A 26,696-nucleotide genomic window follows, 5' to 3' on the forward strand; every position below is an offset into this window, starting at 1 on the left:
GGATCAGTCGCGATAATGGCTTCCCTTGCGATCCAGAATACGCAGCAGGCCCGGCCATTCCAGCCCCGATTGCGACGCGCTGATCTTGAATTGGGANGCCGCATGNTCACAGACTTCGCGGGACGGGATGATCAGCTCCGCATCNCCNGCCATGGCCTTGACTTGCGACTCGCATGATTTTTCAAGATAGAAAATCCGGCGGAACGCNTCCGGCACTGTCGTGCCGACCGTCAGAAGCCCNTGNTTGCGCAGGATCATGGCAATGTTNTCCCCCATATCACGGACCAGNCGTTCCCGCTCGTCCAGATCAAGGGCNATGCCTTCATAGCCATGATAGGCAAGACGCCCGTAAAACATCATGGAATGCTGGCTGATNGGNAGCAGGCCATGCTTCTGCGCCGCNACCGCCATNCCGGCCGTTGTATGCGTATGCAGCACACAATGCAGATCATGGCGCGCGGCATGAATGGCGCTGTGNATGGTGTAACCGGCCGGATTGATCTTGAAGGGCGTCTCCTGCTGGATATTGCCATCAATATCGACCTTNATCAGGCTTGACGCCGTAATNTCNTCAAAGAACAGGCCGTANGGGTTGATCAGGAAGTGATTCTCCGTCCCCGGNACGCGGGCGGAGATATGAGTGAAGATCAGATCGCTCATTCCATAATGCGCAACGAGCTGGTANCAGGCCGCCAGATTGACCCGCATTTCCCATTCTTCGTCACTGACCTTGCCCTTCAGGCTCGGCACCAGCATGTCTACACCCATATCAACCTCCCTTTTCTTCCTTTATCGTTTAGTTTGCCAGCGATTTCAGCATATTGCGGGCAATAACCAGCTGCTGAATCTGGGTTGTTCCTTCATAAAGACGGAGCAGCCGGACATCGCGATAGAACCGCTCGACCTTATATTCCGCCATGTAACCCGATCCGCCATGAATCTGCACGGCGCGATCAGCAATTCGGCCAGCCGCCTCTGTCGTGAACATCTTGCAACAGGCGGCGAGCATCGCAATCTCTTCTTTTCTATCATATTTCTTCGCCGCATCCAACGTCATAGCCTGTCCGGCGAATAATTCGGCCTGACTGTCAGCCAGCATGGCCTGGACGAGCTGGAATTCCCCGATCGGCGTCCCGAACTGTTTCCGCTCTGCCGCATAGGAGAGAGCCTCCGCGATGATGCGTTCGGAAATGCCGGTGGAAACGGAGCTGAGATGCAACCGGCCGCGGTCCAGCACTTTCATGGCCGTATAAAAGCCCTGTCCCTCGGCCCCGCCCAGCAAGGCCGACGCCGGAACACGGGCATCCTCAAAGATAATGTCGCTGGTCTTGGTGCCGCGCTGACCCATTTTCTCGTCCGCCTTGGCGATGGTCACTCCCGGCGTCTTCGGATCGACGAGGAAAGCGGAAATCCCGGACGCCCCTTTTTTATCCGGATTGGTGCGCGCCATTACCGTCAGCATCCCGGCGCGCAGCGCATTCGTGATAAAGCGCTTGGTGCCATTCAGAACATAGTCATCGCCGTCCTTGATGGCGACGGTGCGCAAGGACGCGGCATCAGATCCGGCATCCGGCTCCGTCAGGCAGAAGGAGGACATGATCTCACCCGATGCAAGACGCGGCAGATACTGCTTCTTCTGTTCTTCGGTGCCCGTCATGACAAGCCCCTGGCTGCCGATACCGACAGTCGTACCGATGACGGAGCGGAACGTCAGCGACGCCTTGCAGAGTTCATGGATAACCTCGCATTCCTGCTCCATGTTGAGACCAAGCCCGCCATATTCTTCCGGGATCGACAGGCCAAACAGGCCCAGGTCGCGCATTTCCTGAATAATTTCTTCCGGCACCTCATTGGTCTGCTCAACCGTATCTTCGGCTGGCACCAACCGGTCACGCACAAAGCGCGTGACAGAATCTTTCATCAGTTCAAAGGTCTCATTATCCAGAGCCATCTTCTTTCCTTATATTGTGTTTTGTATCAACTAGATAATCTCTCGCCCCGATGAAAGCCAGTGTATCGGATCACTTTCTGCCGGGCCGGGGCGGTTGAACGCCTTGCATTTTCTCTAAATACAACTTCTGTTATCAGATATGCAATGCCGCCGCAATTGCAGGAAATGAAATCTTTCCGCCGGATGCCGACACGGCGCGCCCGCCAGGAAACAGGGCATCAAAATTATGTGCGGACACGCAATAAATGATAAAATTTCGCCTTCCCACAATTCAGAATATTATTAGATTTTCCAGAAAAAAACTTGCAGAACGAAAACCCGGCCTTCACAATGGATTACATAAATAACTAAATAATAAACCATACCGGGTTCTCAAAGGGAGGAAACTATGAGAATGGGCTTAAAACTCTGCACGGCAGCATTCGCTGCCGCGATGGCAATGTCATCTTCTGCACTTGCCGAAGATGTAAAACTTCCGGATGTCCTTGCCTGGACAGCCTATAATACCGGGACAACCGGCTACAACCAGTCGGTCGCCATCGGCAAGGCGCTGAAAGACAAGTATGGCGTCGATATCCGTGTTATTCCGGGAAAGAATGATATTTCCAGGATGGAGCCGCTCCGCTCCGGCAAGGTTCAGTTCGTCGCCAATGGCGCCGGCACATTCTATGCGTCCGAAGGGGTTTTTGAATTCGCCAATCCGAATTGGGGCCCGCAACGGGTTCAGGTATTGATCTCCTCGACGGCGGATGCCGGCCTTAACGTCGCGACAACGGTTGAGTCGGGTATCAAGCAACTCAAGGATCTGAAGGGCAAACCTGTTGCCGTTGTCCGGGGGGCGCCGGCGGTGACCATCGCCATGAAAGCCTATCTTGCGTTCGCTGATCTCACCTTTGATGATGTGGAGGTTGTGGAATACGGCGGATACAACGCCGCATGGCAAGGGCTGGAAACCGGTCAGGTGGTTGCCGCTTTCGGCTCAACCGTAACGGGCCCCGCAAAAAAGATCGAGGCGTCTCCGCGCGGCATTTACTGGTTGCCCACCCCGGCGGATGACAAGGAAGGCTGGGAACGGCTGCAAAAGGTCGCCCCCTATATCGTCCCGCATAACGTCACTCTCGGCACCGGAAACATCACCAAGGAAACGCCGATGGAAGGCGGGGCATATCCCTATCCGATCCTGATAACCCAGAATGATCAGGATCCGGATCTGGTCTATTCAATGGTCAAGGCGATCTTCACGAATTACGATTCCTATAAAGATGCGCTTCCCGCCATGAAGGGCTGGGCCCTTGAACGGCAGACCTTCAAATGGGCAGTGCCCTATCATGCGGCGGCTGTCAAATTCTGGAAAGATGAAGGCATCTGGACCGATGAAATGGAAGAGCATAACAACATGCTGCTGAAGCGTCAGGACATCCTTGCGGATGCCTGGGCAACCATGAAAGGCAAGGATCTGGAAGGCGATGCCTACCAGGCGGAATGGATGAAAGTGCGGGCGGCCGCATTGGAAGCGGCGGGGATGGACCCGACATTCCGATAAAAGATCACTTTCATGAATGACATAAAAACGGAAGAAACGGCAACGGCGGCGCCACAACTGGCCCGCCACCGTCACCTTTCCACATTGTGGCGATGGTTAATGATCATCGTCACAATTCTTGTTGTGTTGCTGGCCATCAATCATCTCTTCAATCTGAGATTTTTTGTTGGCTATGCCTGGCTCGATACGGAGTATCAATATGCGCTTGTCGGGCTGCTAGTCCCGCTTGTTTTTCTGATCTTCCCGGCATCGTCAAAAGCGTCACTGGATAAGGTGCCGTGGTATGATATGTTGCTGGCCCTGGCCATGTTCTGCCTTGCACTTTACTTTTTCGGCAATGCGGAACAGATCATTGATAATGGCTGGGAAATGGGCGCGCCCGATTACATGGTCATTCTTGGCTTTCTGCTGTGGCTGCTCGTGCTGGAAGCAACACGCAGAGCCGGGGGGACGGCGCTGTTCGTCATTGTCGTCCTGATTTCCCTCTATCCGCTATATGCCTCCGTGATGCCGGGCCCGATCTCCGGCCTCAGCAGTTCGCTGTCTGATACCATCGCCTATCATGTCTTCAGTGCGGAAAGCATGCTGGGCATTCCCCTGCGGGCCCTCGCCAATCTCGTGATCGGCTTCCTGATCTTCGGCGTTGCCCTGACCCAGACCGGCGGCGGCAAGTTTTTCATTGATCTGGCGTTTGCCGCACTCGGCCATGTCCGGGGCGGACCGGCAAAGGTGGCCATCTTTTCATCCGGCCTCATGGGCTCGATGAGCGGCAGCGTGATTTCCAACGTTATCACAACCGGCGTCATGACCATTCCGGCCATGCGGAAAACCGGCTTCCGGCCATCCTACGCGGCGGGGGTGGAAGCCTGCGCCTCGACCGGCGGGGTTCTGATGCCGCCGATCATGGGTTCGACCGCCTTTATCATGGCGGTCTTCCTGAGTACGCCCTATATCACCATCGCCGTGGCGGCGATTATTCCGTCTGTCCTTTATTATCTGGCGCTGTTTATCCAGATCGATTCATATGCGGCGCGCAACAACATGCCGGGCATCCCGCGGGAGCAGTTGCCGAAGCTTTCCGACACCCTGAAAGAAGGATGGCATTTCATCGCCGTCTTTATTCTGCTGATTGTCATGCTGGTCTATCTCCAGCAGGAGGTTCTGGCGCCTTTCTATGCAACGGCGCTGCTGATCGCGATCAACCAGATTTTCTCGAAAACCCGTTGGGGAATGAAGGAGTTCTGGGAATTCGTTGTTGCCTCCGGCAAACTTCTGGCAGAAATTGCCGCCATTCTTGTCGGTGTTGGCCTGATCGTCGGGGCCCTGTCCATTACGGGCATGGCGGGCACATTGGTCAATGACCTGGTTTACCTTGCCGGGGGCGATATCCTGCTCCTCCTCCTGATGGGCGCGATTACCAGCTTCATCATGGGCATCGGCATGACCGTGACGGCCGCCTATATCTTTCTCGCCATTGTTCTTGCGCCCGCGCTCGTTCAAGGCGGGCTGGATCCGATGTCGGTGCATCTCTTCATTCTCTACTGGGGGATGGTATCCTTCATCACGCCGCCGGTTGCCCTTGGCGCCTTTGCGGCGGCATCCATTGCCGGCGCCAGCCCCATGCGCACGGGGTTTGAAGCAATGCGGCTGGGATCAATTATTTACTTCATCCCCTTCTTCTTTGTGCTGGATCCGGCGTTTATCTTCCATGGGGAGCTGAGCCGGACGGCTGTCGTTCTCGCCAATGCGCTGGTCGGCGTCCTCCTGATCGCGAGTGCGTTGCAGGGTTACCTCGTCTGGGTTGGCAACCTGCACCGTCATCCGGTCATGGGGTGGCTGGCGCGGGCGCTGATCCTGATTGGCGGCCTGGCCTTCGCCACACCGGGCGGGAGTGATCTCATCCCGTTCAGCGACTGGCAATTGGCGCTCTTTGGCCTCATCACGGCGGGCGGCGGCATCCTGCTGGCGCTCTATTATCAAAAACGATGGAAAGCAATCGCGCCCGCGTGATGCCCCATCGGTTACACCGAAACGCCCGCCCGGAAAGGCGGGCGTTTTTCTTCGCTCCCGCTTAACATGCCGCGCGACAATAGCCTTGCGAGCTGTCGGGGCGCATCGTATTGTGCGCCGGTTCTGGGTTTGGAAAGGGTTATCTCCTGATGAGACGCGTTTTCTCATTCATCATAATCGGGATTGTCGCGATTATATGCATTGCTATCGCGACGGTATATCTGTCAATTGGCTCCGTTATCACCGGCAGCATTGAGAAATATGGCACCGCAATAACCGGCACGGCGGTAACTCTCGAAGAAGCCGATTATTCATCCTCCAGCGGCGAAACCATTCTGCTCGGCCTGTCCGTCAGCAGCCCGCCGGAGTTCAAGGCGGAACCCGCCTTTCTCGCTCCGTATATTGAGATGCTGATCGACCCGCAAACCATCAGCACGGAGGTTATTGTCATCAAGCGGATGGAGATCAAGTCGCCGGAAATCACCTATGAAATCCTGCAAAATGGCGACAATCTCCGGGCTCTGCGTCACCGGATCGAGCAGGCTGTCACCGCCGAACAGGGCGGAACTTTCGCCCCGGAAATGACAGGACCGACCGCAAAGTTCATCATCAATGATCTTTATATCAACAAAGGCGTCGTCATTGTCGAGGCGGAAACGCTGACCGGCCACCGATCAACGGCGCTGCTGGAAGATATCCATTTGCAGGATATCGGCCGGGAGGAAAACGGCCTTCTCCCCGCCGCCCTGATCCGCAGGATATACACACCCGTCGTCCAGGCCACAACCATCGCGGCGCTGTCCACCGATCTGCCGTTGACGGAACAAGTGATCAATCTCATCCGCGGCGCCAGTGACGAAACCGGTGAAATGATTGAACGCCTGCGCAAGCTGCTGGAAAAATAAAGTTGCCGCCCCCGCTTTGAGGAGGCATAACAGAGGCCATTGCAACCGTTTGTCAGGATCGGGCCGTGGCAGAAAATCCACCCTCACGCGAAGAAAACCTTCATCGCAGTGACAACCGCCGTCAGGAACTTATGGCGGCGGCGGCTCATCTTTTCAATCAACGGGGGTATGACGCCACCTCCATGCGCGATATTGCCAAGGAAGCCGGCATGCTTGCCGGGTCCATGTATTATCATTTTTCCTCCAAGGATGAATTGATCATCGCCACCTATGAAGAAGGCAGGCGGTTGATCAGCAACGCGGTTCTGGAGGCCATCGAACATGTCGAGGACCCGTGGGAGAGGCTGACCGCAGCGGCCGTCGCGCATATGAACACCCTGTTCAGCGGCAATAATTTTTCCATTTTGCTGTGCGCCGATATTTCCCGCACCGCCCCGACGCTGCGCAGCCGACTGATCGAAATTCGTGACCGTTATGACAAGCTGTTCATGGATCTCATCGAAGATCTGCCGCTTGAACAGGATATCGACAAGGGGCTGCTGCGGCTCAGCCTGCTGGGGTCGCTCAACTGGTCCAGCAGCTGGTACCGCCCCGGCGGACAGACCCCCGCCCAGATCGGCGCCTTTTTTGTCCGCATCATGAAGGATGGCCTGATGCCGCCAATCCACCCCGACTAATTCACATATAATTTCTGTTAATAAAATATTTTACACCATTTCACAGAAAATTATATTGCGTTTCATCGAAAAAAAACTATATCTACATCAGATATTGTGATCGCAATCAGGACAGGCTCTGCGCAATGCCGTGATTTATGGATCGCACAAAAAAACAGCATCCGGCAGGATAATCGGGAATGTCCTCCGTTGATTGCTGTTGTAAAATAAGGCTAAACTAATATCTGTCCGCGGGGATCGCGACTGTGCCATTCCCCGACAGCGCAAGGCGAGTAGGAAAGTTGAACGAACCAAAGCTCAAGACCGAAGTCTCAACCGTCGCCCGGCAAGAGGTTTCTTCTGTAGTCATCCGTTTTGCCGGTGATTCCGGGGATGGCATCCAGATTACCGGCAGCCGCTTTACCGATACGACGGCCCTCGCCGGAAACGATCTGGCCACCTTCCCCGACTTTCCCGCAGAAATCCGGGCGCCGGTCGGCACCACTTTCGGTGTCTCCGCCTTCCAGATCAACTTCGGGTCCCGCCGGATCGAAACCGCCGGGGATGATCCCGATGTGCTTGTCGCGCTCAATCCCGCAGCCCTGATGGTCAATCTTGCCCGCCTCAAAACCGGCGGGATGATCATCGTCGATGGCGGCACATTCAATGATCGCAATCTCAAGAAAGCCGGATATCTCAGCAATCCGCTGGAAGACAGCTCGCTTGAAGCCTATAGCGTTGTCGATATCGACATCACGAAGCTGACGCTCGAATCGGTCAAGGAATTTGGCCTGTCCCAGAAAGAAGGCCTGCGGTGCAAAAACTTCTGGGTTCTGGGACTTGTCTACTGGATTTATGGCCGCGACCGCGGCGACACCATTGACTGGCTACGCCGGAAGTTCGCCAAGCGCCCTGAAATCGCCGATGCCAATATTGCCGCGCTGAATGCCGGGCATGTCTATGGCGAAGCGTCGGAAATCAGTGGCATCAGCCATCTTTATGCCATTCCCGCCGCCCAGATGCCGCATGGTCTCTATCGCACGGTCACCGGCGGAGAGGCGCTCGCCTGGGGTCTCGTCGCCGGGGCTGAGCTGGCCAATCTGAAGATTTTCTTCGGCTCTTACCCGATTACGCCGGCCTCCCCCGTGCTGCATGCGCTGGCGAAAATGAAACAGTTCGGCGTGAAAACATTCCAGGCCGAAGATGAAATTGCCGCTGTCTGCTCCGCCATCGGGGCGTCCTACGCCGGGGCGCTCGGTATCACGTCGTCGTCCGGTCCGGGGATTGCCCTGAAAGGCGAAGCTATCGGCCTTGCCATCTCGACCGAGCTGCCCCTCGTGATTGTCAATTCGCAGCGGGCAGGCCCCTCAACGGGTATGCCGACAAAAACCGAACAGTCCGACCTCTATCAGGCGGTCTATGGCCGCAATGGCGATGCCCCGCTGGTCGTTCTCGCGGCGCACGGCCCCTCCGACTGTTTCGATGTCGCGATAGAGGCCTGCCGCCTTGCCACGAAATATATGACGCCGGTCATGCTGCTGACCGATGGCTATATCGGCAATGCGGCCGAACCCTGGCTCATTCCGACCGTTGCGGACCGGGAAAAATTCCCCGTGAAGTTTGCCGACAACGCCGAAGGTTTCGCACCGTTCAATCGCGATCCGGAGACGCTGGCCCGGTCCTGGGCAATTCCCGGAACGCCGGGGCTTGAGCATCGTATCGGCGGTATTGAAAAGCAGGATGGGTCGGGAAATATTTCCTATGAACCGGCCAATCACCAGCGAATGACCGATTTCCGGCGGAACAAGATCCTCAATATCGCCAATGACATCCCTGAACAGCGGGTGGAGAATGGCGAAGAAGGCGGCGATCTGGCCATTGTCGGCTGGGGATCAACCTATGGCCCGATCAGCCGGGCCGTGGACAACAAGCTGCAGGAAGGCAAGAAGGTTTCGCATATCCATCTGCGTCATATCTGGCCGCTGCCCCGCAATTTTGGTGATCTGTTGCGTGGTTTCAAAAAGGTCATTGTTCCTGAAATGAATGATGGCCAGCTCAAAACCCTGCTGCGCGATCAGTATCTGATTGATGTGCAACCCCTGACCAAAGTGACCGGTCAACCGTTCAAGATTGCGGAAATTGAACGCGCCATCGACGCGGCGCTGGAGAATTGACATGAATGTTGCCGTAACGAAAGACAAGCTGAAACCGACCGACTTCGCCTCCGATCAGGAAGTGCGCTGGTGCCCCGGCTGTGGTGACTACGCCATTCTGAAGGCCGTGCAGCGGACGCTTCCCGATCTTGACACCCCGAAGGAAAAATATGTGTTCGTGTCGGGCATCGGCTGCTCGTCCCGTTTCCCCTATTACATGTCGACCTATGGCTTTCATACGATCCATGGCCGGGCCCCGGCATTTGCAACCGGCATCAAGATCGCCAATCCGGAGCTGGATGTCTGGCTGGTGACCGGCGATGGCGACGGGTTCAGCATCGGCGGCAATCACATGCTTCATGTGCTGCGGCGCAACGTGAATATGCAAATCCTGCTCTGCAATAACGAGATTTACGGCCTGACCAAGGGGCAATATTCGCCGACATCCGCCGTTGGCCTGCGCACACCGTCTTCTCCGGACGGGTCTGTGGATGCGCCGCTCAAGCCGCTTGTCTTCACTCTTGGCGCGGGCGCCCGTTTTGCCGCGCGGGGATTTGACACGCAAAAGACCCTGCCCGAGATTTTCAAACGCGCCCATGCCCACAAGGGCACCTCGCTCATCGAAATCCTGCAAAATTGCATCGTCTATAACGATGGTGTGTTCGATGATGTTCTGGCCCGGGATGTTGCCTCGGAAAAGCAAATCCATGTGGAACATGGCAAACCGCTGCTGTTCGGGGCGGACAAGAACAAGGGCATCCGGCTGAATGTCAAAACGCTGACCTTGGAAGCTGTCACGGTTGGCGAAAATGGCGTCACGGAAGAAGATATTCTCGTCCATGATGAGACGAACCGCAGCCTCGCCACGCTGCTCGCGGAAATGGACGGGCACGAGTTGCCGGTCGCTCTCGGCGTTATCTATTGCGATCCGGCCCCGACCTATGAAGAAGGGATTGAAAGCAAAATCACCTCCTTGAGAGGCGCGGAAGCTCCCTCGCTGGACGCCCTGCTCCGTCAGGGACATACCTGGCAGGCGTAACCGCAATATCGAAACGGAAAAGCCGACCTTAAGGGTCGGCTTTTTTTATGGTCGCGCATTCGTCGGTGACGCTACTCTTCCGATTTTGAGGAGGTAGAGGAGGAGGAGGAGGACATTTTGCGGCGGCCTTTGCGCTGCAGATAATTGAGCCCCCCGACAATCGCCGCGATCGGAACGACAATCACCGCACCGAGCAGGATATAATCCGCCGCCCAGCGGAAGGTTTCCAGCGCCATGGAATAAATCTGCCCGATTGTCCCGGTCAGGTCTTTCAGCAGGTCGAGCGGCGTGATGTCAAAAAAAGTCAGCCCCCAGCCAACAAGAAACGACGCCAGCAGAAGCTTTACAATCAGCGAGCCGATATTTTTTGGCATTGGTACCCTCAACAATGATCAGGTGGGCGCATGGTCGCCCCCGGAATGCACATATCATATCGTCCCGGCCCCTACCATGACCAGAGTTTATTTCCCGGCAAAAAACATCCTGAAGGCCGATGCCGCCCCTTTGCGGGACAATGCTTTTGCACATCGGCAAACAGTTGCTATAGTGTGCCGAAAGACCCAACATGGAGACGGGTGATGGCGTTAAAGTTTCGTATTCCCGCTGGCGAGAAAATTGTGATCAACGGCGCAGTTATTACCAATACCAGCCCCAAGGCGATGCATTTTTCCCTGGAAAATGACGCATCCGTCATGCGGGAGCGGGATATCCTGCTGCCCGAAGATGCCAAAAACCCCCTGCAAAATGTATATCTGTTTATCCAGCTCATGTATATCGAACCGGATAGTCACGATGCCCATTATAAAAGCTTTCAGAACGCGGCCCAGATTGCCTTTCTGTCCACCGCCGATATCACGGAGCGTAATCTGGTTTTCGAACTGGTCGGGCTGGTCGGTGAACGGAACTATTACGCCGCCCTCAAGCTGTTGCAGAAATATTTTAAAACAACAAACGCCGAATCTGCGGAATAATCCCGCCGGCGCAGGCATCTGCCGTCATGATTCCGTTCACTCAAATCCAGGTGAGGGCCGGCAATTTGCCGGCCCGCCGCTTTTTATGGCCCGCAGATAAATTTTTTCTGACGCAGCCTTTGAAAAAATATTCCTTATTTTTCGGTAGCTTACGAAACCCTACCCCGTCTTTTGTAAAATAAAATCCATTCTCCCCCCGCAAAGCGGCCTTCCATTAAGCTTTTATTAGGAAATGACAGCGATAGTCGTCTCACGGTTTCGAAGTAGACCGGGGCTCAAAACGAGCTGCACCGTCGCGGAGGCGACAACTCTAGAAATGAGGAATAAGATTATGGCTTCTATTAACACGAACTCCAGTTCCATGGCTGCTCTGCGTACTCTCACATCTACGCAGAAGAATCTTGCCAGTGTCCAGTCCCAGCTTGAAACAGGCCTGCGCGTCAACAGCGCAAAGGACGCCCCTGCCACTTTCGTTATCGCCCAGGGTATGCGTGCCGACATCGGCGCTCTGAACTCTGTGTCTGAAGGCATTGCCTTCGGTCAGGCTACCATCGGCATGGCAATGGCTGCGGCAACGGAAATCTCCAATCAGCTGACCTCTTTGAAGCAGCTGGCAACCCAGGCCAAGAACGAAGGTCTCGACGGTGCCGTTATCCAGGGTCAGATCGACGCGACTCTCGCCCAGATCGACACGATCACCAGCACATCCGCCTTTAACGGCGTTAATCTGCTGACGGCAACGGCCGCAACGCTCAACGTTCCGACAGGCCTTGGCGCAACGGATCAGGTTTCCTTCACGAATGTTGACCTGACCTCCACCACGGGCCTTGCGCTTAACACGGTCGATGCCACGGATACCGCCAACCTCGATACGCACATCGCCACGATCGATGCCGCCATCACGACAGTTGGCGCGGCTCTGACCAGCATTGGTACCTTCTCCAGCCGTCTTGATGACCAGGCGGAATTCACCACGCTGCTGACCGACACCATGAAGGAAGGCCTTGGCGTTCTCGTCGATGCCGACATGGCGGAAGTAGCGGCTGAACTGCAGGCCATCCAGACCAAGGAACAGCTCAACATCCAGTCGCTCAGCATTGCCAACGCGGCACCGCAGTCGATCCTGGCCCTGTTCCGCTAAGATCAGTACCCTATTGGAGAGACGGCCTTTCGGGGCCGTCTTTTCCGTTAACCTCCTGTTCATCAATTCTGTACTAATATGGACGGAATTACTTTTCACCGGGAAATGTGATGCAGGTATCGTCCAACAGTTCGCTCCTCTGGTACAAGCTGGCCAACAACCAGAAGGATGCGCATATGAAGTCATTCGAGGCACAGCCTACGGTGTCGCGCGATCTTGCCACCTTCAAGGAAAAAATCGGCGAGATCAAATCCGTCGATGACCTGATGAAGAACCGCACCGTGCTTAACATGGTGCTCTCCGCTTTCCAGCTTGAAAGTGAAATTGACAAACCGGCGATGGTCAAAAAAATCCTGACCGAAGACCCGACGGATAAGGACAGCCTGGTCAACCGGCTGGTGGAACCCCGCTGGACCAAGCTGGCGAATGCGCTCCATGGCCTCAATTCCGATCCGGACTTCTTCCAGAAGGAAGCGAATGTCAACGCCATCCTGGCCGGGTACAAAACCAACGAGTTCGAGAAATTCGAAGGGGAAAAAGCCGATGGGGTGCGCGAGGCGCTCTATTTCAAACGCATGGCGGGCAATGTTGAATCCCTGGGCCAGATCATGGCCGACAAGACGCTGATGCATGTCGTCCGTGTCGGGCTCGGCCTGCCGGAGAGCTTCCAGTCGCTCGAATTTTCGCAGCAGCGTGATCGCCTCGAAAAACAGATCAATATCGACGACTTCAAGGATCCGGAAAAGATCGAGAAGATGATCCAGCGGTTCCTCGTCTATACGGAAATGAACAATACGGATCCGGCGGCCAATCCCATCCTGTCGCTGTTCCAGCCGATTTCCACCGACGGCGGTTTTGTTGGCCCCCAGCCGATTCAGGTTGACCTGTTCGTCTGACAGATTAACCATACCCGGTTAATATTGCCCCTTACGGGGAAATAAGTGTCCCGTTCAAGAAAAAATTTCCTACTGCCGCTTTGCGGCGCCCCTCTCCCGACCCTCCCTTTCCATATCCCTTACGCGGAAAATCGCAGTTTTCCGGCGTTTATACGAATTGGCATGCCTTTTGCTTCTGTAGCGGTGAGTGAATTGCGTTCAACGGTAACGCGCAAATCTACAGGAGAAACAAAATGGCTGCTTTTTCTATCAACACCAACGCAACGGCGATGGCGGCATTACGCACCCTGACCACCACCCAGTCTGCCCTCGGCCAGACGCAGCGTCAGGTGGAGACCGGCCTCAAGGTCGCCGAACCGAAAGACAATCCGGCATCCTTCACCATTTCACAGGCGATGCGTGGCGATATTGCCGCCATGGACGCCATTGAAGAGGCGCTCACCTTCGGCCAGGCCACGGTTGCCATGGCCAATGCCGGCGCCCTCAAGATTTCCAACATCCTGATCGACATCAACCAGAAAGTCACACAGGCCTTCAATGATGGTCTGGACACCGCCGTCCTGCAGGAAGAAGTTGATTCCCTGCTGGCCGATATCACAACGACCGTGAACTCCACAGTCTTCAACGGCGTGAACCTGATTGACGGCGTCAGCCCGGATCTTGAAGTTCTGACCGGCCTTGGCGGAGTCTCGCAGACGATCAACATTCAGGATCTCCGCCTGGCGACACTGGGTCTTGGCACGCTTGACCTGACGGACCCGGCGGCCTCTCTCACCGCTCTCGAAGCGGCGGAAACAATGGTTGGCAACGTTCTGACCACCCTTGGTACGGCCGCCAACCGTCTGGATCGTCAGGCGGAATTCAGCCAGCTTCTGACGGACAAGCTGAAGGAAGGCCTCGGCATTCTTGTGGACGCCAACCTTGCGGAAGCCAGCGCCGAAATGCAGGCCCTGCAAACGAAGGAACAGCTCGGCATTCAGTCCCTGTCCATCGCCAACGCCCGTCCGCAGTCCATCCTGCAGTTGTTTAAATAATCACCTGTTAGGGATTTAGTAAGAGTATCATAGGACAATTCGGTGATAAGAAACTCTGCTATAAAAGTCGAATGAGATAACGATGTCTGTAGCTGCCTACCAAAAAGCCAACCAGAATACGGAATCCCCCCGGCTGACGGAATATCGGGCTTTCGCAATATTCACTCGCGCTATGGAAGAGGCCGACAGGGATGAAGATACCATGGCAAGGATCCGCGCCGTCGCCAACAACCGGCGACTCTGGCTGACCTTGCAGACGGATCTTCTCTCCGAGGATAACAAGCTCCCTGATGACTTGCGGGGTCGGCTTCTTTCCATTGCACTCTGGGTTGGACGTTACAGCCTCAAGGCCATGAAAGGCGAAGCGGAGGTCAGCCCGCTGGTCACCGTCAACAAGCAGATTATGGATGGCATGAAGCCGCACGATCCTGCGCGCAAGGCTCCTGAGGCGGATGTTGAGCGCCCCCACATCACCCCCAACATGACCCTTTAGAAAGTTTACTAGTCAACTATCCGACCTCTGAAGAAAGTTTACTAGTCAACTACTTGGATGTTGAGGATAGTTTACTAGTCAACTATCCGGATGCAGGGAAAGTTTCCTGGTCAACTACTGGAATACTGACAATAGTTTCCTAGTCAACCACCTGATCACCCGCGAAAGCTCCCTGGTCAACCGTCCAATCCCCTCGCGCAACCCGCCTGTCCCGAACTTCCCGCCCGGCTGCATCGGACGGCCATTTTCCGGCGATCCGCCCTATCTCCCCGCCTATCCAGCCGCTATACTCCGGCCAATGAAAATCGCTGGAGAGAAAAGCATGAGCTGGGAAAAGGAAGTTCAGGAAATACAGGAAATGCGCAAGGCCGCCCGCGCCCAGGGCGGCGCCGAGGCGATCCGCGCCCAGCATGACAAAGGCCGCCTGACCATCCGCGAACGCATTGACGGTCTTCTCGATCCCGGCAGTTTTCAGGAGCAGGGGCGCATTGCCGGTGCGGCGGAACGGGATGAAAGCGGCAGGCTGACAAGCTTTTCCCCCGCCAACTACATCACCGGCCTTGGCCTCATCAATGGCCGCCGTGTCGCGGTGGGCGGGGAGGATTTTACCCTGAAGGGCGGCTCTCCCAATGCGGCGGGGCTGCGCAAGAGCATCTTCGCGGAGGAGCTGGCGTCGCAATATAAAGTCCCCCTCGTCAGGATGCTGGAGGGCGGCGGCGGCAGTGTCGCGAAGGGCAAGGGCAGCGGCACCGTCGGCAATCCGGCCTATGAAAAGCCGCGCTTTCTGTCCATTGCCCGGCTGCTGGGGGAAGTGCCCGTTGCCTCCGCGGCGCTGGGGCCCGTCGCCGGGTTTCCCGCCGCACGTTTCGCGGCCTCGCATTTTTCCGTCATGACCCGCGATACGGCGCAGCTACTGATTGCCGGACCGGCGCTGGTGGAGCGCGCGCTCAATATCAAAATCACCAAGGAGGAGCTGGGCGGCGCGGCGGTCCACAGCCGCAACGCCGTCGCCGCCAATATCGCGACGGATGAGGCGGATGCCTTCCGCCAGATCCGCCAGTTTCTGAGCTATCTTCCCGGCAATGTCTGGGAATTGGCGCCGCGCGCCGCCAGCGATGACCCGACCGACCAGATGGCGGAGGAGCTGATCCATATCGTGCCCAAAAACCGCCGCCAGATTTTCGACATGCGCAAGCTGGTGGGGCTGGTCGTCGATCAGGGCAGCGTTTTCGAGATGGGGCGTCATTTCGGCCCCGGCCTGATCACCGCCTTTGCCCGGCTGGACGGGCGTAGTATCGGCGTCATCGCCAATGACAGCAAATATTATGCGGGCGCCATGGGCGCGAAGGCGGCCCAGAAAGTCCGGCGCTTTATCGAGCTGTGCGATACCTTTCACCTGCCCATCGTCAATTTCACCGATGAGCCGGGCTTCATGATCGGCCCGGAATCAGAAAAGGAGGGGACGATCAAATACGGCACCTCCGCCGTGGCCGCCGCCGTCATGTCCGTCGTGCCCTGGGCGACGGTGGTTGTGAAGAAATCATTCGGCGTCGCCGCCGCCGCCCATTACAGCGAGAACGGTTATGTCCTCGCCTGGCCAAGCGCCGAGATGGGCCCGCTTCCGGTGGAAGGCGGTGTTGCCGTCGCCTACCGGCGGCAGATCGAGGCGGCGGAGGAGCCTGAAAAACTCCGTGCGGAGCTGGAAGAAAAGCTGGCGGCGCAGCAATCGCCCCTGCCCCGTGCCGAAAGCTTCAGCGTCCATGACATCATCGACCCGCGTGAGACCCGCCCGGCCCTCTGCCACTGGATCAACTGGATCGAACCGCAGCTTGAAGGCCTGAGAGGTCCGGTCAGTTTTTCTTTTCGCCCCTAGCCCGGCCTCCGGGGTCACAGCCATTTACCTGCCGCAAGGGCTTTGTTAAGATCGCCCGCCAGATAAAATGATAACGGGAAGGATCATATGACAGCCACATTGAAAATTAAGATCGACGGTTGGGAAAACGGCGGCAAGATACCGGGAAAATTCGCCTTCGGCGTTCCCGCAAGCGAAGGGCATGTTGCGCTCAGCGATAACAAGAGCCCGGCGATGAGCTGGTCCGGCGCCCCCGCTGGCACCAAGTCATTTGCCATCATCTGCCATGATCCGGATGTGCCCTCCAGCGGGGAAGATGTCAATCAGGAGGGCAAGACGGTCCCCGCCAGCCTGCCGCGTGTTGATTTCTACCACTGGGTTCAGGTGGATATCCCCGCGAGCGTCACCAGCCTTGCGGAAGGCGCGGCGAGCGACGGGATAACCGCGAAAGGCAAGCCCATCGGCAAGAATGACTTCGGCGTCTCCGGCCTCAACAACTATACGGACTGGTTCGCAGGCGATGCGGATATGGGCGGCGAATATGGCCAGTATGACGGCCCCTGCCCGCCCTGGAATGACAGCATCGTCCATCACTATCATTTCACGGTGTATGCGCTGGATGTGGAAAGCCTCGGCCTTTCCGGTAAATTTGGCGGCGGCGAAGCCCTTGCCGCCATGGAGGGGCATGTCCTGGCAACGGGGGTCTATGTCGGCACCTACAGCATGAACCCGGACGTACCCGCCTGAGCGATCCGACGCGCTGTTCCATCCGCCGCCTCCGGTCATCGCCGGGGGCGGTTTCTTTTGGCTCGCAAGTTCCCCGCCGCCGAGTGCCCCTCAGGCCCGTTCCGTCAGGGCCAGCCGGATGGCCAGGCCGATAAAGATCGTGCCGGAGATGCGCGAAATCCATTTCGCCGCCGTCGGCCGCTGCAACAAGAGCCGCCCCGCGCCACCCGAAAACAGCCCGACCGCGCCGTTGCACAAAAGGCCCGTCAGATTGAACAGCAGGCCGAGGATCAGGATCTGCAACGCGATGGAGCCGGAATTGACCGACACAAACTGCGGCAGGAAGGCAATGAAGAAGAGCGCCACTTTCGGATTGAAAATATTGGTCAGCATCCCCCGGCGGAACACGGTCAGCATCGACGCGGGTTTTACATGCGGGCGGCTGAGATCGCCCGCCCGCTCCGAAAAACTGCGGATGCCGATCCACAGCAGATAGCCCGCCCCGGCAAAGCGGAGGACATCAAAGGCCAGCTCCGACGTCTTGAAAATTGCCGTGACGCCGATGATCGCCAGCAGGATATGCACCATCGACCCGGTCGAGATGCCGAGCGCCGCGACAATTCCCGCCCGCGGCCCCTGCTTGAGGCCGCTTGCCGTCGTGAACAGCATGTCCGGCCCCGGCGTCAGGTTAAGCGCCAGCGCCGAGAGCACGAAAAGCCCGAGGGGTCCCGCCTCGATCAGCATCGGTCAGTTTCCTTTTGGAAAGTCCGGCCGGACAACGGCCTGCGCCACCAGCATGCGGTTGGTATTGGGATCGAATGTTGCCGCCGGAGAGCCATACAGCACATAGCCTTCCGCCAGCGCCTTGCTCACCCGCACGCAAAATTCATGGGTATCCTCCCCGGTCAGAAGCCGGTATCCGGGTTTTTCATCACTCATCACAATGCCTCATTCATAGTGAACCGTCAGCTTCGCCGTTTCCGGCTGCGCAGTAGAAATAGAAAGGCGAGAAGGATACAGGCCCCGCCCGCGATCAGAAAAGGAACCCGCAGCGGCGTGACATTCCGGCGAAGCGAGATCGCCTGCGCCGTTACCTGTGCTTTTTCCGGCATGATCCGCCAATCCAGCAGATAGTCGCCGGGCGCCGGAATATCAAATGTCTTGATGACCTGTTCCGATGTTTTTGATGCATATTCGGGCGTTCTGTCTTCGCGTTTGTCGCGCTGCTGCCCTTCGGCTGTGAATGTCTGCATTCCGCCCGGCCCGACCATGATCACGCTGTAGTCAAAGGCCCGGTTGTTCTCTTCCATCAGTTCGATGTCATAGGAAACCGTCAACACCGCGCGCATCGGGTTCATGGACGGATCCAGCGTAACCAGACGGCCGCTGCCTTCGGTTCCATGCAGTTCAAAGCGGGCAACCTCTGATCCGCTGGCCGAATAATCATAAGCAACCCAGCCGATCAGCCCGGCACCCGCCAAAAACAGCAACGGAACGATATATTTTCTCATTAGGTCTCACCGGAAAAGGGCCTTTGCGCTAACATGACGCGAGATGCAAAAATGCGCAAGCTTCCTGGGGAGCTGGCGAAAAAATCATACTGCATTTTAGGGGAAATGGTGCCGCCGGGTGGATTTGAACCACCGGCCTCTCCCTTACCAAGGGAGTGCTCTACCCCTGAGCTACGGCGGCAATATGGGTCGATGCGCGGCGGAATATATAGGGATTTGCTGCCATGTCAAAGAGTTTGTTGAAATTATTGACGCGACAAACCGGCACGACACAGGACGGCAGGCGACAAAAAATTAACGGCACAATATCCCCTCTATATCTCCGTTTATTGCCAGCCCTGATTTTACCTGTTTCCTTCCGGAAATTCTCTGTCACACTCTATTGCGAACACAGACGGGACCGGACGGGGCCGGTATCTTGACGGGGTTTATCCATCCCGTCATCAAACTGACCAAAAACTGCAATGCCCGGCCCGTAAGACGGTGCTCACACTTGGTTCTTGAAATGGAACCGAGCGAAACACAGCAATTGCAGGAGCCCCTACATGTCCGCAAAAGAATTTGACCGCCCGTCCTTNGATGAATTCGACGAAATGAACAACCCGCGTCCGGAAGCGACCGACTTCCAGAGAATATCCGANACCNTNCTCTCCCGCCGCCGCTTCCTCGGCCAGAGNGCNAAGTTCGGCGCCGCCGCCCTGCTTCTCGGNACCACGTCGCTGCGCAGCCTGCCCAGCGCCGCCGCAACCGGCGTCGATTTCAAGCCGGTTGCCGCCAATGCCCTNGATACCATCACCGTGCCGGANGGCTTCGACTGGCATGTGGTGACCATGTGGGGCGATCCGCTCTGGTCCAACAGCCAGGCATTNGATCAGGCNACGCGCGGCACNGANGCCAGCCANNTNCTGGCGGTNGGNGACAATACGGANGGCATGACCCTGTTCGATATTGACGGCAAAACGGTCCTCGTCGCCAANAANGAATATGTGAATCTCAAAATCATNTATGGCAANCGCGACAGCAAGGCTCCGGAAACCGACGATGANGTGCGCAAGGGCATGGCCGCGCATGGCNTCACCGTTTCCGAACTCCGGCAGGAAAACGGNAAGTGGCAGATTGTCAGGGACAGCCCNTANAACCGCCGCCTGACNGCCAGCAGCCCGATGGAAATCACCGGTCCGGCCCGNGGNCATGCTTTGATGAAAACNGCGGCNGANCCNGANGGCNTNCTCGCCCTCGGNACCTGGAACAACTGCGGCAANGGTCATACTCCCTGGGGCACCTATCTGACCTGCGAGGAAAATTTCAACGGCTANTTCTCCNGCAGCGATGAGAATTACNCCCNCTCCGCCGAGCTGAAACGCTATGGCGTCGGNAACAAGGACTGGGGCTATGCCTGGATACGCGCCGATGAACGCTTCGACATCAGCAANCACCCGACCGANCCCAACCGATTCGGCTATATCGTNGAAATTGACCCGGCCGATCCGAANTCCACGCCNAAGAAACGCACCGCGCTCGGNCGTTTCAAGCATGAAAATGCGGANCTTGNCGTGGCGAATAACGGCCATGTGGTTGTTTATCTCGGCGATGACGAGCGCGGCGAATTTCTCTANCGCTTTGTCAGNNCNGGCAAATATGTCGAAGGGGGCAATAATCGCGACCTGCTGGATGACGGCACGCTTTATGTCGCAAAATTCAGCGATNANNGCACCGGNAAATGGGTTCCGCTGACGCCCGAAACAACGGGGATGGCGTCGCAGGCGGAAATCAGTATCCTGACCCGTCAGGCGGCNTCNGCGGTTGGCGCAACCACGATGGACCGTCCGGAATGGGTNGNCGTCAACCCGAACCGGGCCGAAGCCTATCTNGCCCTCACCAATAACAAGAACCGCGGCATCGACAAAACCAANGCNGGCGGNGANGCCATGCCGGTNGATGGNCCCAANCCNCGCGCCAAGAACAACTATGGCCAGATTGTCCGCTGGCGNCCGGCNAATGANGATCATACGGCTGAANNTTTNANCTGGGATCTGTTCGTCGTCGCCGGNAANCCGACAGTNCANGNCGATGCCTATGCCGGNTCNGCNAATNTNACNNNNGACAATATGTTCAATTCACCGGACGGGCTNGCCTTNGATAAACGCGGCAANCTCTGGATCCAGACNGACGGCAGCTACTCCAACAANGATGATTTCGCCGGGATGGGCAACAACCAGATGCTGNTCGGCNANCCGTCAACNGGNGAAATCANNCGNTTCCTGGTTGGCCCGAAGGAATGNGAAATCACCGGNATNACCTGGAGCCCGGATAACCGCACGGTTTTCATNGGCGTNCAGCATCCCGGCGAAAANGGCGATAGCCACTTCCCCGAAGGCGGACAATCCGTTCCCCGGTCCGCCGTNATTGCCGTNACCCGAAAGGACGGAGCTGTCATCAGCTAAAAGATCCGTAAACAGNCGGCATGAAAAGAGGGGCGNCATGCCCCTCTTTTTATATTCATTGTCTTTCTGNNAAACGTGGCATAATGACATTCAGGATGTGAATAGNCCNNCGGNCGGCTGGANAGGATGACGGATAAAGACACAAAGAAACNGCAGCAGGCTGAAAANNCGGAACGGCTNGCGGCCGAGTTGCGCGCCAATTTNCNCAAGCGNAAGGNNCTGCAACGCANNCGCGGNGAAGCCGCGCCNGCGCCCATCAAGAACCGTGACCGGCTCGGGGGTGGATAAATCGTCTTTTGGCCTTGGCCCTCTCCGCCACAAACTGTAGTATGCCGGTCAAAATCAGTGGTTTGAGCGGAGATAACGATTTATGGCAATATTGTCCGATAAATGGATCAGGCAGACGGCCCGTGACACGGGTATGATAGAACCCTTTGTCGAGAGCCAAAAGCGGGAGGGCATCATCTCCTATGGTCTGTCGTCCTATGGCTATGACGCCCGGGTTTCCGATGAATTCAAGATTTTCACCAATATCGATTCGGCGACTGTCGACCCGAAAGCCTTCTCCAGCACCAGCTTTGTTGACCGCAAGACCGATGTCTGCGTCATTCCGCCGAACTCTTTCGTGCTGGCCCGGACGGTCGAATATTTCCGCATCCCCCGCGATGTTCTCGTGATTTGCCTTGGCAAATCCACCTATGCGCGTTGCGGCATCATTGTCAATGTCACACCACTGGAGCCCGAATGGGAAGGCCACGTCACACTGGAATTTTCCAATACAACTCCGCTACCTGCAAAAATCTATGCCAATGAAGGGGCCTGCCAGTTCCTGTTTCTGAAAGGGAACGAGCCATGCGAGGTGTCTTACAAGGACCGGGCAGGGAAGTATATGAGGCAGGAAGGGGTGACGCTGCCAAGACTGTAAATACATGTCGAACCGTTCACGGCCCAAAGCACGACCAATATGACAGAGATGCGCCAAAAGCTTTCCCTTCTCAGGCAAAATGGGATAAAAGCCGCTCTTTCGACAAAATTTCATGGCCGGATATCATGGGGGACCCTCCCCGGTTATTATCCGCTATCAGCCAGACTGAGACAGAGTATTCGATATGGACAGCATTCGCATCAAGGGCGGCAAACCGCTTAACGGTAAAATCGAGATCAGCGGCGCGAAAAATTCGGCCCTGCCGCTCATGGTTGCCAGCCTGCTTACGGAAGACACCCTTACCCTCTCAAACCTGCCGCATGTGGCCGATATCTCGACGCTGATTACCCTTCTCTGTCATCACGGGGCGATTGCCGTGATGAATGGGGAAAGCGCCAACGGCGGTGGCTGCGACGGCCGCTCCCTCTCCATCAACGCAAAGAATATCACCAACACCGAAGCCCCCTATGACATCGTCCGCAAGATGCGCGCGGGCGCCCTTGTCATGGGCCCGTTGCTGGCGCGCATCGGCAAGGCGCGGGTGTCCCTCCCCGGCGGCTGCGCCATTGGCACCCGGCCGATGAACCTGCATATCAGCGCCCTGGAAGAGATGGGGGCAAAAATCACCATCACCGGTGGCTATATGGAGGCCGAGGCACCCGATGGCCTGACCGGCGCGGACATCCGTTTTGAAACCGTTTCCGTTGGGGCAACGGAAAATCTGCTCATGGCCGCCTCTCTCGCCAAAGGCACAACTGTGCTGGAAAATGCCGCGAAAGAGCCGGAGATCACCGATCTGGTTCACCTTCTGCGCGCCATGGGGGCCGACATCACCGGCGAAGGCACCAGCCGCCTTGTCATCAACGGCGTTGATCGTCTGCACGGGACTAGCTATCGCGTGATGCCGGACCGGATTGAAACCGGCACCTATGCCATTGCCGCCGTGATTACGGGCGGGAAAATCGAGCTCACCAACACCCACGCGAGCCTCATCCGCTCCGTTCTTGATGCCCTTGAAGAAGCGGGCGCGGACATCGAGGAAACGGAAAACGGCTTTATCATCTCCCGCGACGGCCCAACCGTTCACGGCGTTGATATCATGACCTTGCCCTACCCCGGCTATCCCACGGATATGCAGGCCCAGTTCATGGCCCTGATGACGCTGGCCGATGGCGCGGCGATGATTACCGAAACCATCTTCGAAAATCGGTTCATGCATGTGCCCGAACTCGCCCGGCTTGGCGCCAATATCACCGTCCATGGACACTCCGCCCTGGTGCGGGGGGTGAAGCGGCTGGTTGGTGCGCCGGTTATGGCAACAGATTTGCGCGCATCGGTCTCTCTTGTGCTTGCGGGCTTGGCAGCCGAGGGAGAAACCATTATCAATCGTGTCTATCACCTTGATCGCGGTTATGAGCGTCTCGAGGAAAAACTGGCAGCCTGTGGGGCGGATATAGAACGCATTCACACAAGCTGAGGAAACGAACAACAGGACAGCCGATGCCCGATCCATTGAAGCTGATAGCAGTCGAAGCCGATGAAGTTGAAATCCTCTCCGCCGCGACGGAGGGGCTGATTACCAGCGCCGGAGAGATGAGCTACCTGAAATCCGCTCGCGCCTTCGCCCTTATCGGCTCGCGTTTCAAATGGGAAGATGCCACCGCGGCGGACAGGAGCGGCGGACCGTGGCACCGCATCCGGTCCGGACTTTATATCGGGGATGTGACGAGTGTACGGACTACGGGGATTTCCCGGCAAAAGCCGACAGAAGTTCTTGAATTGCTGAGCCTGTCAACGCATGTCGGAAATGATCTGGAAACGGAAATAACCCTTAACTTCGCGGGTGGCGGTACGCTGCGGATTTCGGCGGAATGTGTCAATGTAACCCTGACGGACACGGGGGAGGCGTGGGAGACGGACAAGAAGCCGTCGCATGACGATACCCCCACCGCGCCGCAGAATAGATAGAGAATGGAGCTACCGCGTGCCATCGAGTGAAGAGTTGGTCATAGCCCTGCCGAAAGGCCGGATTCTGAAGGAAGTGATGCCCTTGATCCGCGCCGTCGGCATTGAGCCCGAACCCGCGTTTGACGATCCGGCGAGCCGCCTGCTGCAATTCCGGACCAACCACCCGCATATTTCCATCATCCGCGTCCGCTCCTTCGATGTGGCCACCTTTGTCGCCTTTGGCGCTGCCCAGCTCGGCGTTGCCGGAAATGATGTTCTGCTGGAATTCAATTATCCGGAGATATACGCCCCGGTGGATCTGGATATCGGGCACTGCCATATCGCGGTCGCCCAGCCGAAGGATCTGGAGGAAGATCGCGATCCCAGCCGGTGGAGCCATATCCGGATCGCCACCAAATATCCGAACCTGACGCATAAATTCTTTGCCGAAGCGGGCATTCAGGCGGAATGCATCAAGCTCTCCGGCGCGATGGAGCTCGCGCCGGGCCTTGGCCTGTGCCGCCGCATCGTCGATCTTGTCTCGACCGGGGCGACATTGGAAGCCAATGGCCTGGTCGAGGTGGAGAAAATCCTCGATATCACCTCCCGTCTTGTTGTCAACCGGGCGGCGCTCAAAACCCGCTCTGTCGAGCTGAACGGCTGGATCGAGAAATTCCGGGGGGTGGTCAATGCCGCTTAGGCTCGATAACCGTGATGCCGCCTTCGCCGCCGCCTTTGACGCCCTGCTCGATCAGAAGCGCGAGGAAGACAGGAATGTCGATGCCATCGCTGCCGATATTCTGGAGAATGTCCGCAAAAATGGCGATGCGGCCCTCCTTGATTATACAGCGAAGTTTGATCGCCTGACGCTGGACAGCGCGGACAAGCTGCGCCTGACGGATGATGAAATTCAGGCGGCGATCAAAACGTGCGAGCCGGATACATTGGACGCGCTGAAAATCGCCGCCCGGCGGATCGAGGATTATCACCGCAAACAGTTTCCCGAAGATGCCTTTTATGAAGATGCGGATGGCGTATCGCTGGGCTATCGCTGGACGGCTATCGAGAATGTCGGCCTATATGTGCCGGGGGGCCGGGCGACCTATCCGTCGTCCGTCCTGATGAATGCAATCCCGGCGAAGGTCGCGGGCGCCTCCCGCCTCGTGATGGTCGTTCCGATGCCGGACGGCGCCTTTAATCCGCTGGTGCTCGCCGCCGCCGATCTTTGCGGCGTTGATGAGATCTATCGCATCGGCGGGGCGCAGGCGATTGCCGCCCTCGCGTTCGGCACCGAAACCATTGCCCCCGTCGACAAGATCGTCGGGCCCGGAAACGCCTTTGTCGCCAGCGCAAAAAAGCAGGTGTTCGGCACCGTCGGCATCGACATGATCGCGGGCCCTTCCGAAATTCTGGTCGTCGCCGACAATCGCAATGATCCAGCCTGGATCGCCGCCGATCTGTTGAGCCAGGCGGAACATGACCCGGTCGCGCAAAGCATTCTGATTACCGATGACGCCGCCTTCGCCCGCAATGTGGAAGCCGCAATCGAGACCCATCTCAAAACCCTCAAACGTGCCGAAATCGCCCGGACAAGCTGGGAGACATATGGCGCGGTCATTATTGTGCAGGATATGGCGGACGCGCCCCATCTCGTCGACCGCATCGCGCCCGAGCATCTGGAGCTCTGCGTCGATGATCCGGAGGCGCTTGCGGCCGACATCCGCCACGCCGGGGCCATCTTCCTTGGCCGGTATAGCCCCGAGGCGATTGGCGATTATGTGGCCGGGCCCAACCATGTTCTGCCAACATCGCGGACAGCACGCTTTTCATCGGGCCTTTCAACCCTCGACTTTGTCAAGCGGACGTCGCTGATGAAGCTGAATGCGGAGAGCCTGCGGCGGGTGGGACCGGCGGCCCTTGCGCTTGCTGAATCCGAAGGTTTGGATGCCCATGCGCTTTCCGTTTCCATACGGATGAATTAAATGACGACAGTGTGAAGGAGCCGAAAGGATGGCGGGCACACAATATATCGCGAAAATCGCGCTGGATGAGAAATCCGTCGTTCGCCGCAATGCGGATATCGAGCATGAGCGGAAAGTCGCCATTTTCGATATATTGGAGCAGAACCATTTTGCCGTAAATGGCCATGAGAATGGCGGCCCCTATTCGCTTCACCTCAGCATTGAGGATAATCGGCTGATTTTTGATATTCGCAGCGAGAATGACGAAACCGGCCTTGCCCGTGTGCCGCTTCCCGTCATTTCCTTTCGGCGTATTATCAAAGATTATTTCCACGTCTGTGAAAGCTATTTCGACGCCATCAAGACCGGCTCGCCCTCCAAGATCGAAGCTATCGACATGGGCCGCCGCGGGCTCCACAATGAGGGCTCTGAACTTCTGAAGGAACGGCTGAAAGACAAGGTGGAAACCGATTTCGATACGGCCCGCCGCCTGTTCACCCTGATGTGCATCCTCCACATAAGGGGCTGAATGTGCCGT

At 57.0% G+C, this 26,696-nt stretch carries 26 protein-coding genes and 1 tRNA gene; 20 read left to right on the forward strand and 7 right to left on the reverse strand.

Annotated features, from left to right (window positions below):
- Positions 1-3 precede the first annotated feature (3 nt).
- The gene (locus CMN55_RS15600) at positions 4-768 is read right to left on the reverse strand and encodes a class II aldolase/adducin family protein (protein WP_293950973.1); all 765 of its coding nucleotides are present in this window, start codon (positions 766-768) and stop codon (positions 4-6) included.
- Positions 769-796: 28 nt separating this feature from the next.
- Positions 797-1,951: an acyl-CoA dehydrogenase family protein gene (locus tag CMN55_RS15605; protein ID WP_293950975.1), complete on the reverse strand. Its 1,155-nt coding sequence runs from the start codon at positions 1,949-1,951 to the stop codon at positions 797-799.
- A 388-nt stretch (positions 1,952-2,339) separates the two neighbouring features.
- Here CMN55_RS15605 and CMN55_RS15610 point away from each other — a divergent pair, with 388 nt between their 5' ends.
- The 6 genes from CMN55_RS15610 to CMN55_RS15635 all read left to right on the forward strand — a co-directional run bounded on the left by CMN55_RS15610 (position 2,340) and on the right by CMN55_RS15635 (position 10,257).
- Positions 2,340-3,494: a TAXI family TRAP transporter solute-binding subunit gene (locus tag CMN55_RS15610; protein WP_293950977.1), complete on the forward strand. Its 1,155-nt coding sequence runs from the start codon at positions 2,340-2,342 to the stop codon at positions 3,492-3,494.
- A gap of 12 nt (positions 3,495-3,506) precedes the next feature.
- Positions 3,507-5,504, forward strand: coding sequence for a TRAP transporter permease (locus CMN55_RS15615; RefSeq protein WP_293950979.1), 1,998 nt, complete (start codon positions 3,507-3,509; stop codon positions 5,502-5,504).
- 149 nt (positions 5,505-5,653) lie between these two features.
- Positions 5,654-6,409, forward strand: coding sequence for a hypothetical protein (locus CMN55_RS15620; protein WP_293950981.1), 756 nt, complete (start codon positions 5,654-5,656; stop codon positions 6,407-6,409).
- Between the two features lie 65 nt (positions 6,410-6,474).
- A complete protein-coding gene (locus CMN55_RS15625; RefSeq protein ID WP_293950983.1) occupies positions 6,475-7,086 on the forward strand; it encodes a TetR/AcrR family transcriptional regulator in 612 nt (203 codons plus the stop codon).
- A 281-nt stretch (positions 7,087-7,367) separates the two neighbouring features.
- Entirely contained in the window at positions 7,368-9,239 is a 1,872-nt protein-coding gene (locus CMN55_RS15630; RefSeq protein ID WP_293950985.1) for a 2-oxoacid:acceptor oxidoreductase subunit alpha, read from the forward strand.
- A 1-nt stretch (position 9,240) separates the two neighbouring features.
- Positions 9,241-10,257: a 2-oxoacid:ferredoxin oxidoreductase subunit beta gene (locus CMN55_RS15635; protein WP_293950987.1), complete on the forward strand. Its 1,017-nt coding sequence runs from the start codon at positions 9,241-9,243 to the stop codon at positions 10,255-10,257.
- Positions 10,258-10,328: 71 nt separating this feature from the next.
- Here the strand turns inward: CMN55_RS15635 and CMN55_RS15640 are convergent, their stop codons facing one another.
- A complete protein-coding gene (locus tag CMN55_RS15640; protein WP_293950989.1) occupies positions 10,329-10,631 on the reverse strand; it encodes a DUF6460 domain-containing protein in 303 nt (100 codons plus the stop codon).
- Positions 10,632-10,835: 204 nt separating this feature from the next.
- Between CMN55_RS15640 and CMN55_RS15645 the strand changes: the two genes are divergently transcribed.
- The 7 genes from CMN55_RS15645 (at position 10,836) to CMN55_RS15675 (ending at position 17,391) form a co-directional block, all read left to right on the forward strand.
- Positions 10,836-11,228 carry a flagellar biosynthesis repressor FlbT gene (locus CMN55_RS15645; protein WP_293950991.1) on the forward strand — a complete coding sequence of 131 codons (393 nt, stop codon included), beginning with the start codon at positions 10,836-10,838 and terminating at the stop codon, positions 11,226-11,228.
- Positions 11,229-11,559: 331 nt separating this feature from the next.
- Positions 11,560-12,369, forward strand: a complete 810-nt coding sequence (locus tag CMN55_RS15650) for a flagellin (RefSeq protein WP_293950993.1) — start codon at positions 11,560-11,562, stop codon at positions 12,367-12,369.
- Positions 12,370-12,479: 110 nt separating this feature from the next.
- Complete coding sequence (locus tag CMN55_RS15655) at positions 12,480-13,265, forward strand: DUF1217 domain-containing protein (protein ID WP_293950995.1); 786 nt, start codon at positions 12,480-12,482, stop codon at positions 13,263-13,265.
- Between the two features lie 233 nt (positions 13,266-13,498).
- A complete protein-coding gene (locus tag CMN55_RS15660; RefSeq protein WP_293950997.1) occupies positions 13,499-14,299 on the forward strand; it encodes a flagellin in 801 nt (266 codons plus the stop codon).
- 82 nt (positions 14,300-14,381) lie between these two features.
- Positions 14,382-14,792, forward strand: coding sequence for a flagellar biosynthesis regulator FlaF (gene flaF / locus CMN55_RS15665; protein WP_293950999.1), 411 nt, complete (start codon positions 14,382-14,384; stop codon positions 14,790-14,792).
- A 322-nt stretch (positions 14,793-15,114) separates the two neighbouring features.
- The gene (locus CMN55_RS15670) at positions 15,115-16,665 is read left to right on the forward strand and encodes an acyl-CoA carboxylase subunit beta (protein WP_293951001.1); all 1,551 of its coding nucleotides are present in this window, start codon (positions 15,115-15,117) and stop codon (positions 16,663-16,665) included.
- A gap of 87 nt (positions 16,666-16,752) precedes the next feature.
- Positions 16,753-17,391 carry a YbhB/YbcL family Raf kinase inhibitor-like protein gene (locus tag CMN55_RS15675; RefSeq protein WP_293951003.1) on the forward strand — a complete coding sequence of 213 codons (639 nt, stop codon included), beginning with the start codon at positions 16,753-16,755 and terminating at the stop codon, positions 17,389-17,391.
- 90 nt (positions 17,392-17,481) lie between these two features.
- Here the strand turns inward: CMN55_RS15675 and CMN55_RS15680 are convergent, their stop codons facing one another.
- The 4 genes from CMN55_RS15680 to CMN55_RS15695 form a co-directional block, all read right to left on the reverse strand.
- Positions 17,482-18,114, reverse strand: a complete 633-nt coding sequence (locus CMN55_RS15680; RefSeq protein WP_293951005.1) for a LysE family translocator — start codon at positions 18,112-18,114, stop codon at positions 17,482-17,484.
- A 3-nt stretch (positions 18,115-18,117) separates the two neighbouring features.
- Positions 18,118-18,309, reverse strand: coding sequence for a DUF1737 domain-containing protein (locus CMN55_RS15685; protein ID WP_293951007.1), 192 nt, complete (start codon positions 18,307-18,309; stop codon positions 18,118-18,120).
- Between the two features lie 26 nt (positions 18,310-18,335).
- The gene (locus tag CMN55_RS15690) at positions 18,336-18,881 is read right to left on the reverse strand and encodes a hypothetical protein (RefSeq protein WP_293951009.1); all 546 of its coding nucleotides are present in this window, start codon (positions 18,879-18,881) and stop codon (positions 18,336-18,338) included.
- Between the two features lie 106 nt (positions 18,882-18,987).
- Positions 18,988-19,062 (reverse strand) — tRNA-Thr (locus CMN55_RS15695).
- A 412-nt stretch (positions 19,063-19,474) separates the two neighbouring features.
- On the opposite strand from CMN55_RS15695, the gene CMN55_RS17355 reads away from it, so the two are divergent.
- The 7 genes from CMN55_RS17355 to CMN55_RS15725 all read left to right on the forward strand — a co-directional run bounded on the left by CMN55_RS17355 (position 19,475) and on the right by CMN55_RS15725 (position 26,687).
- Positions 19,475-21,325, forward strand: coding sequence for a PhoX family protein (locus CMN55_RS17355; RefSeq protein WP_366932094.1), 1,851 nt, complete (start codon positions 19,475-19,477; stop codon positions 21,323-21,325).
- Between the two features lie 370 nt (positions 21,326-21,695).
- On the forward strand, positions 21,696-22,250 hold the full coding sequence (dcd, locus tag CMN55_RS15700; protein ID WP_293951010.1) for a dCTP deaminase: 555 nt from the start codon (positions 21,696-21,698) through the stop codon (positions 22,248-22,250).
- A 184-nt stretch (positions 22,251-22,434) separates the two neighbouring features.
- Positions 22,435-23,727, forward strand: a complete 1,293-nt coding sequence (murA, locus tag CMN55_RS15705; RefSeq protein ID WP_293951012.1) for a UDP-N-acetylglucosamine 1-carboxyvinyltransferase — start codon at positions 22,435-22,437, stop codon at positions 23,725-23,727.
- 23 nt (positions 23,728-23,750) lie between these two features.
- A complete protein-coding gene (locus CMN55_RS15710) occupies positions 23,751-24,218 on the forward strand; it encodes a DUF2948 family protein (RefSeq protein ID WP_293951013.1) in 468 nt (155 codons plus the stop codon).
- A complete protein-coding gene (hisG, locus tag CMN55_RS15715; protein WP_293951015.1) occupies positions 24,184-24,897 on the forward strand; it encodes an ATP phosphoribosyltransferase in 714 nt (237 codons plus the stop codon). Before CMN55_RS15710 ends, hisG begins: the two co-directional genes overlap by 35 nt.
- Positions 24,887-26,179, forward strand: coding sequence for a histidinol dehydrogenase (gene hisD, locus CMN55_RS15720; protein ID WP_293951017.1), 1,293 nt, complete (start codon positions 24,887-24,889; stop codon positions 26,177-26,179). Before hisG ends, hisD begins: the two co-directional genes overlap by 11 nt.
- A gap of 28 nt (positions 26,180-26,207) precedes the next feature.
- Positions 26,208-26,687, forward strand: a complete 480-nt coding sequence (locus tag CMN55_RS15725) for a UPF0262 family protein (RefSeq protein ID WP_293951019.1) — start codon at positions 26,208-26,210, stop codon at positions 26,685-26,687.
- The last annotated feature ends 9 nt before the right edge of the window (positions 26,688-26,696 follow it).

Source organism: Sneathiella sp. (assembly GCF_002694385.1).
Lineage (GTDB): Bacteria > Pseudomonadota > Alphaproteobacteria > Sneathiellales > Sneathiellaceae > Sneathiella.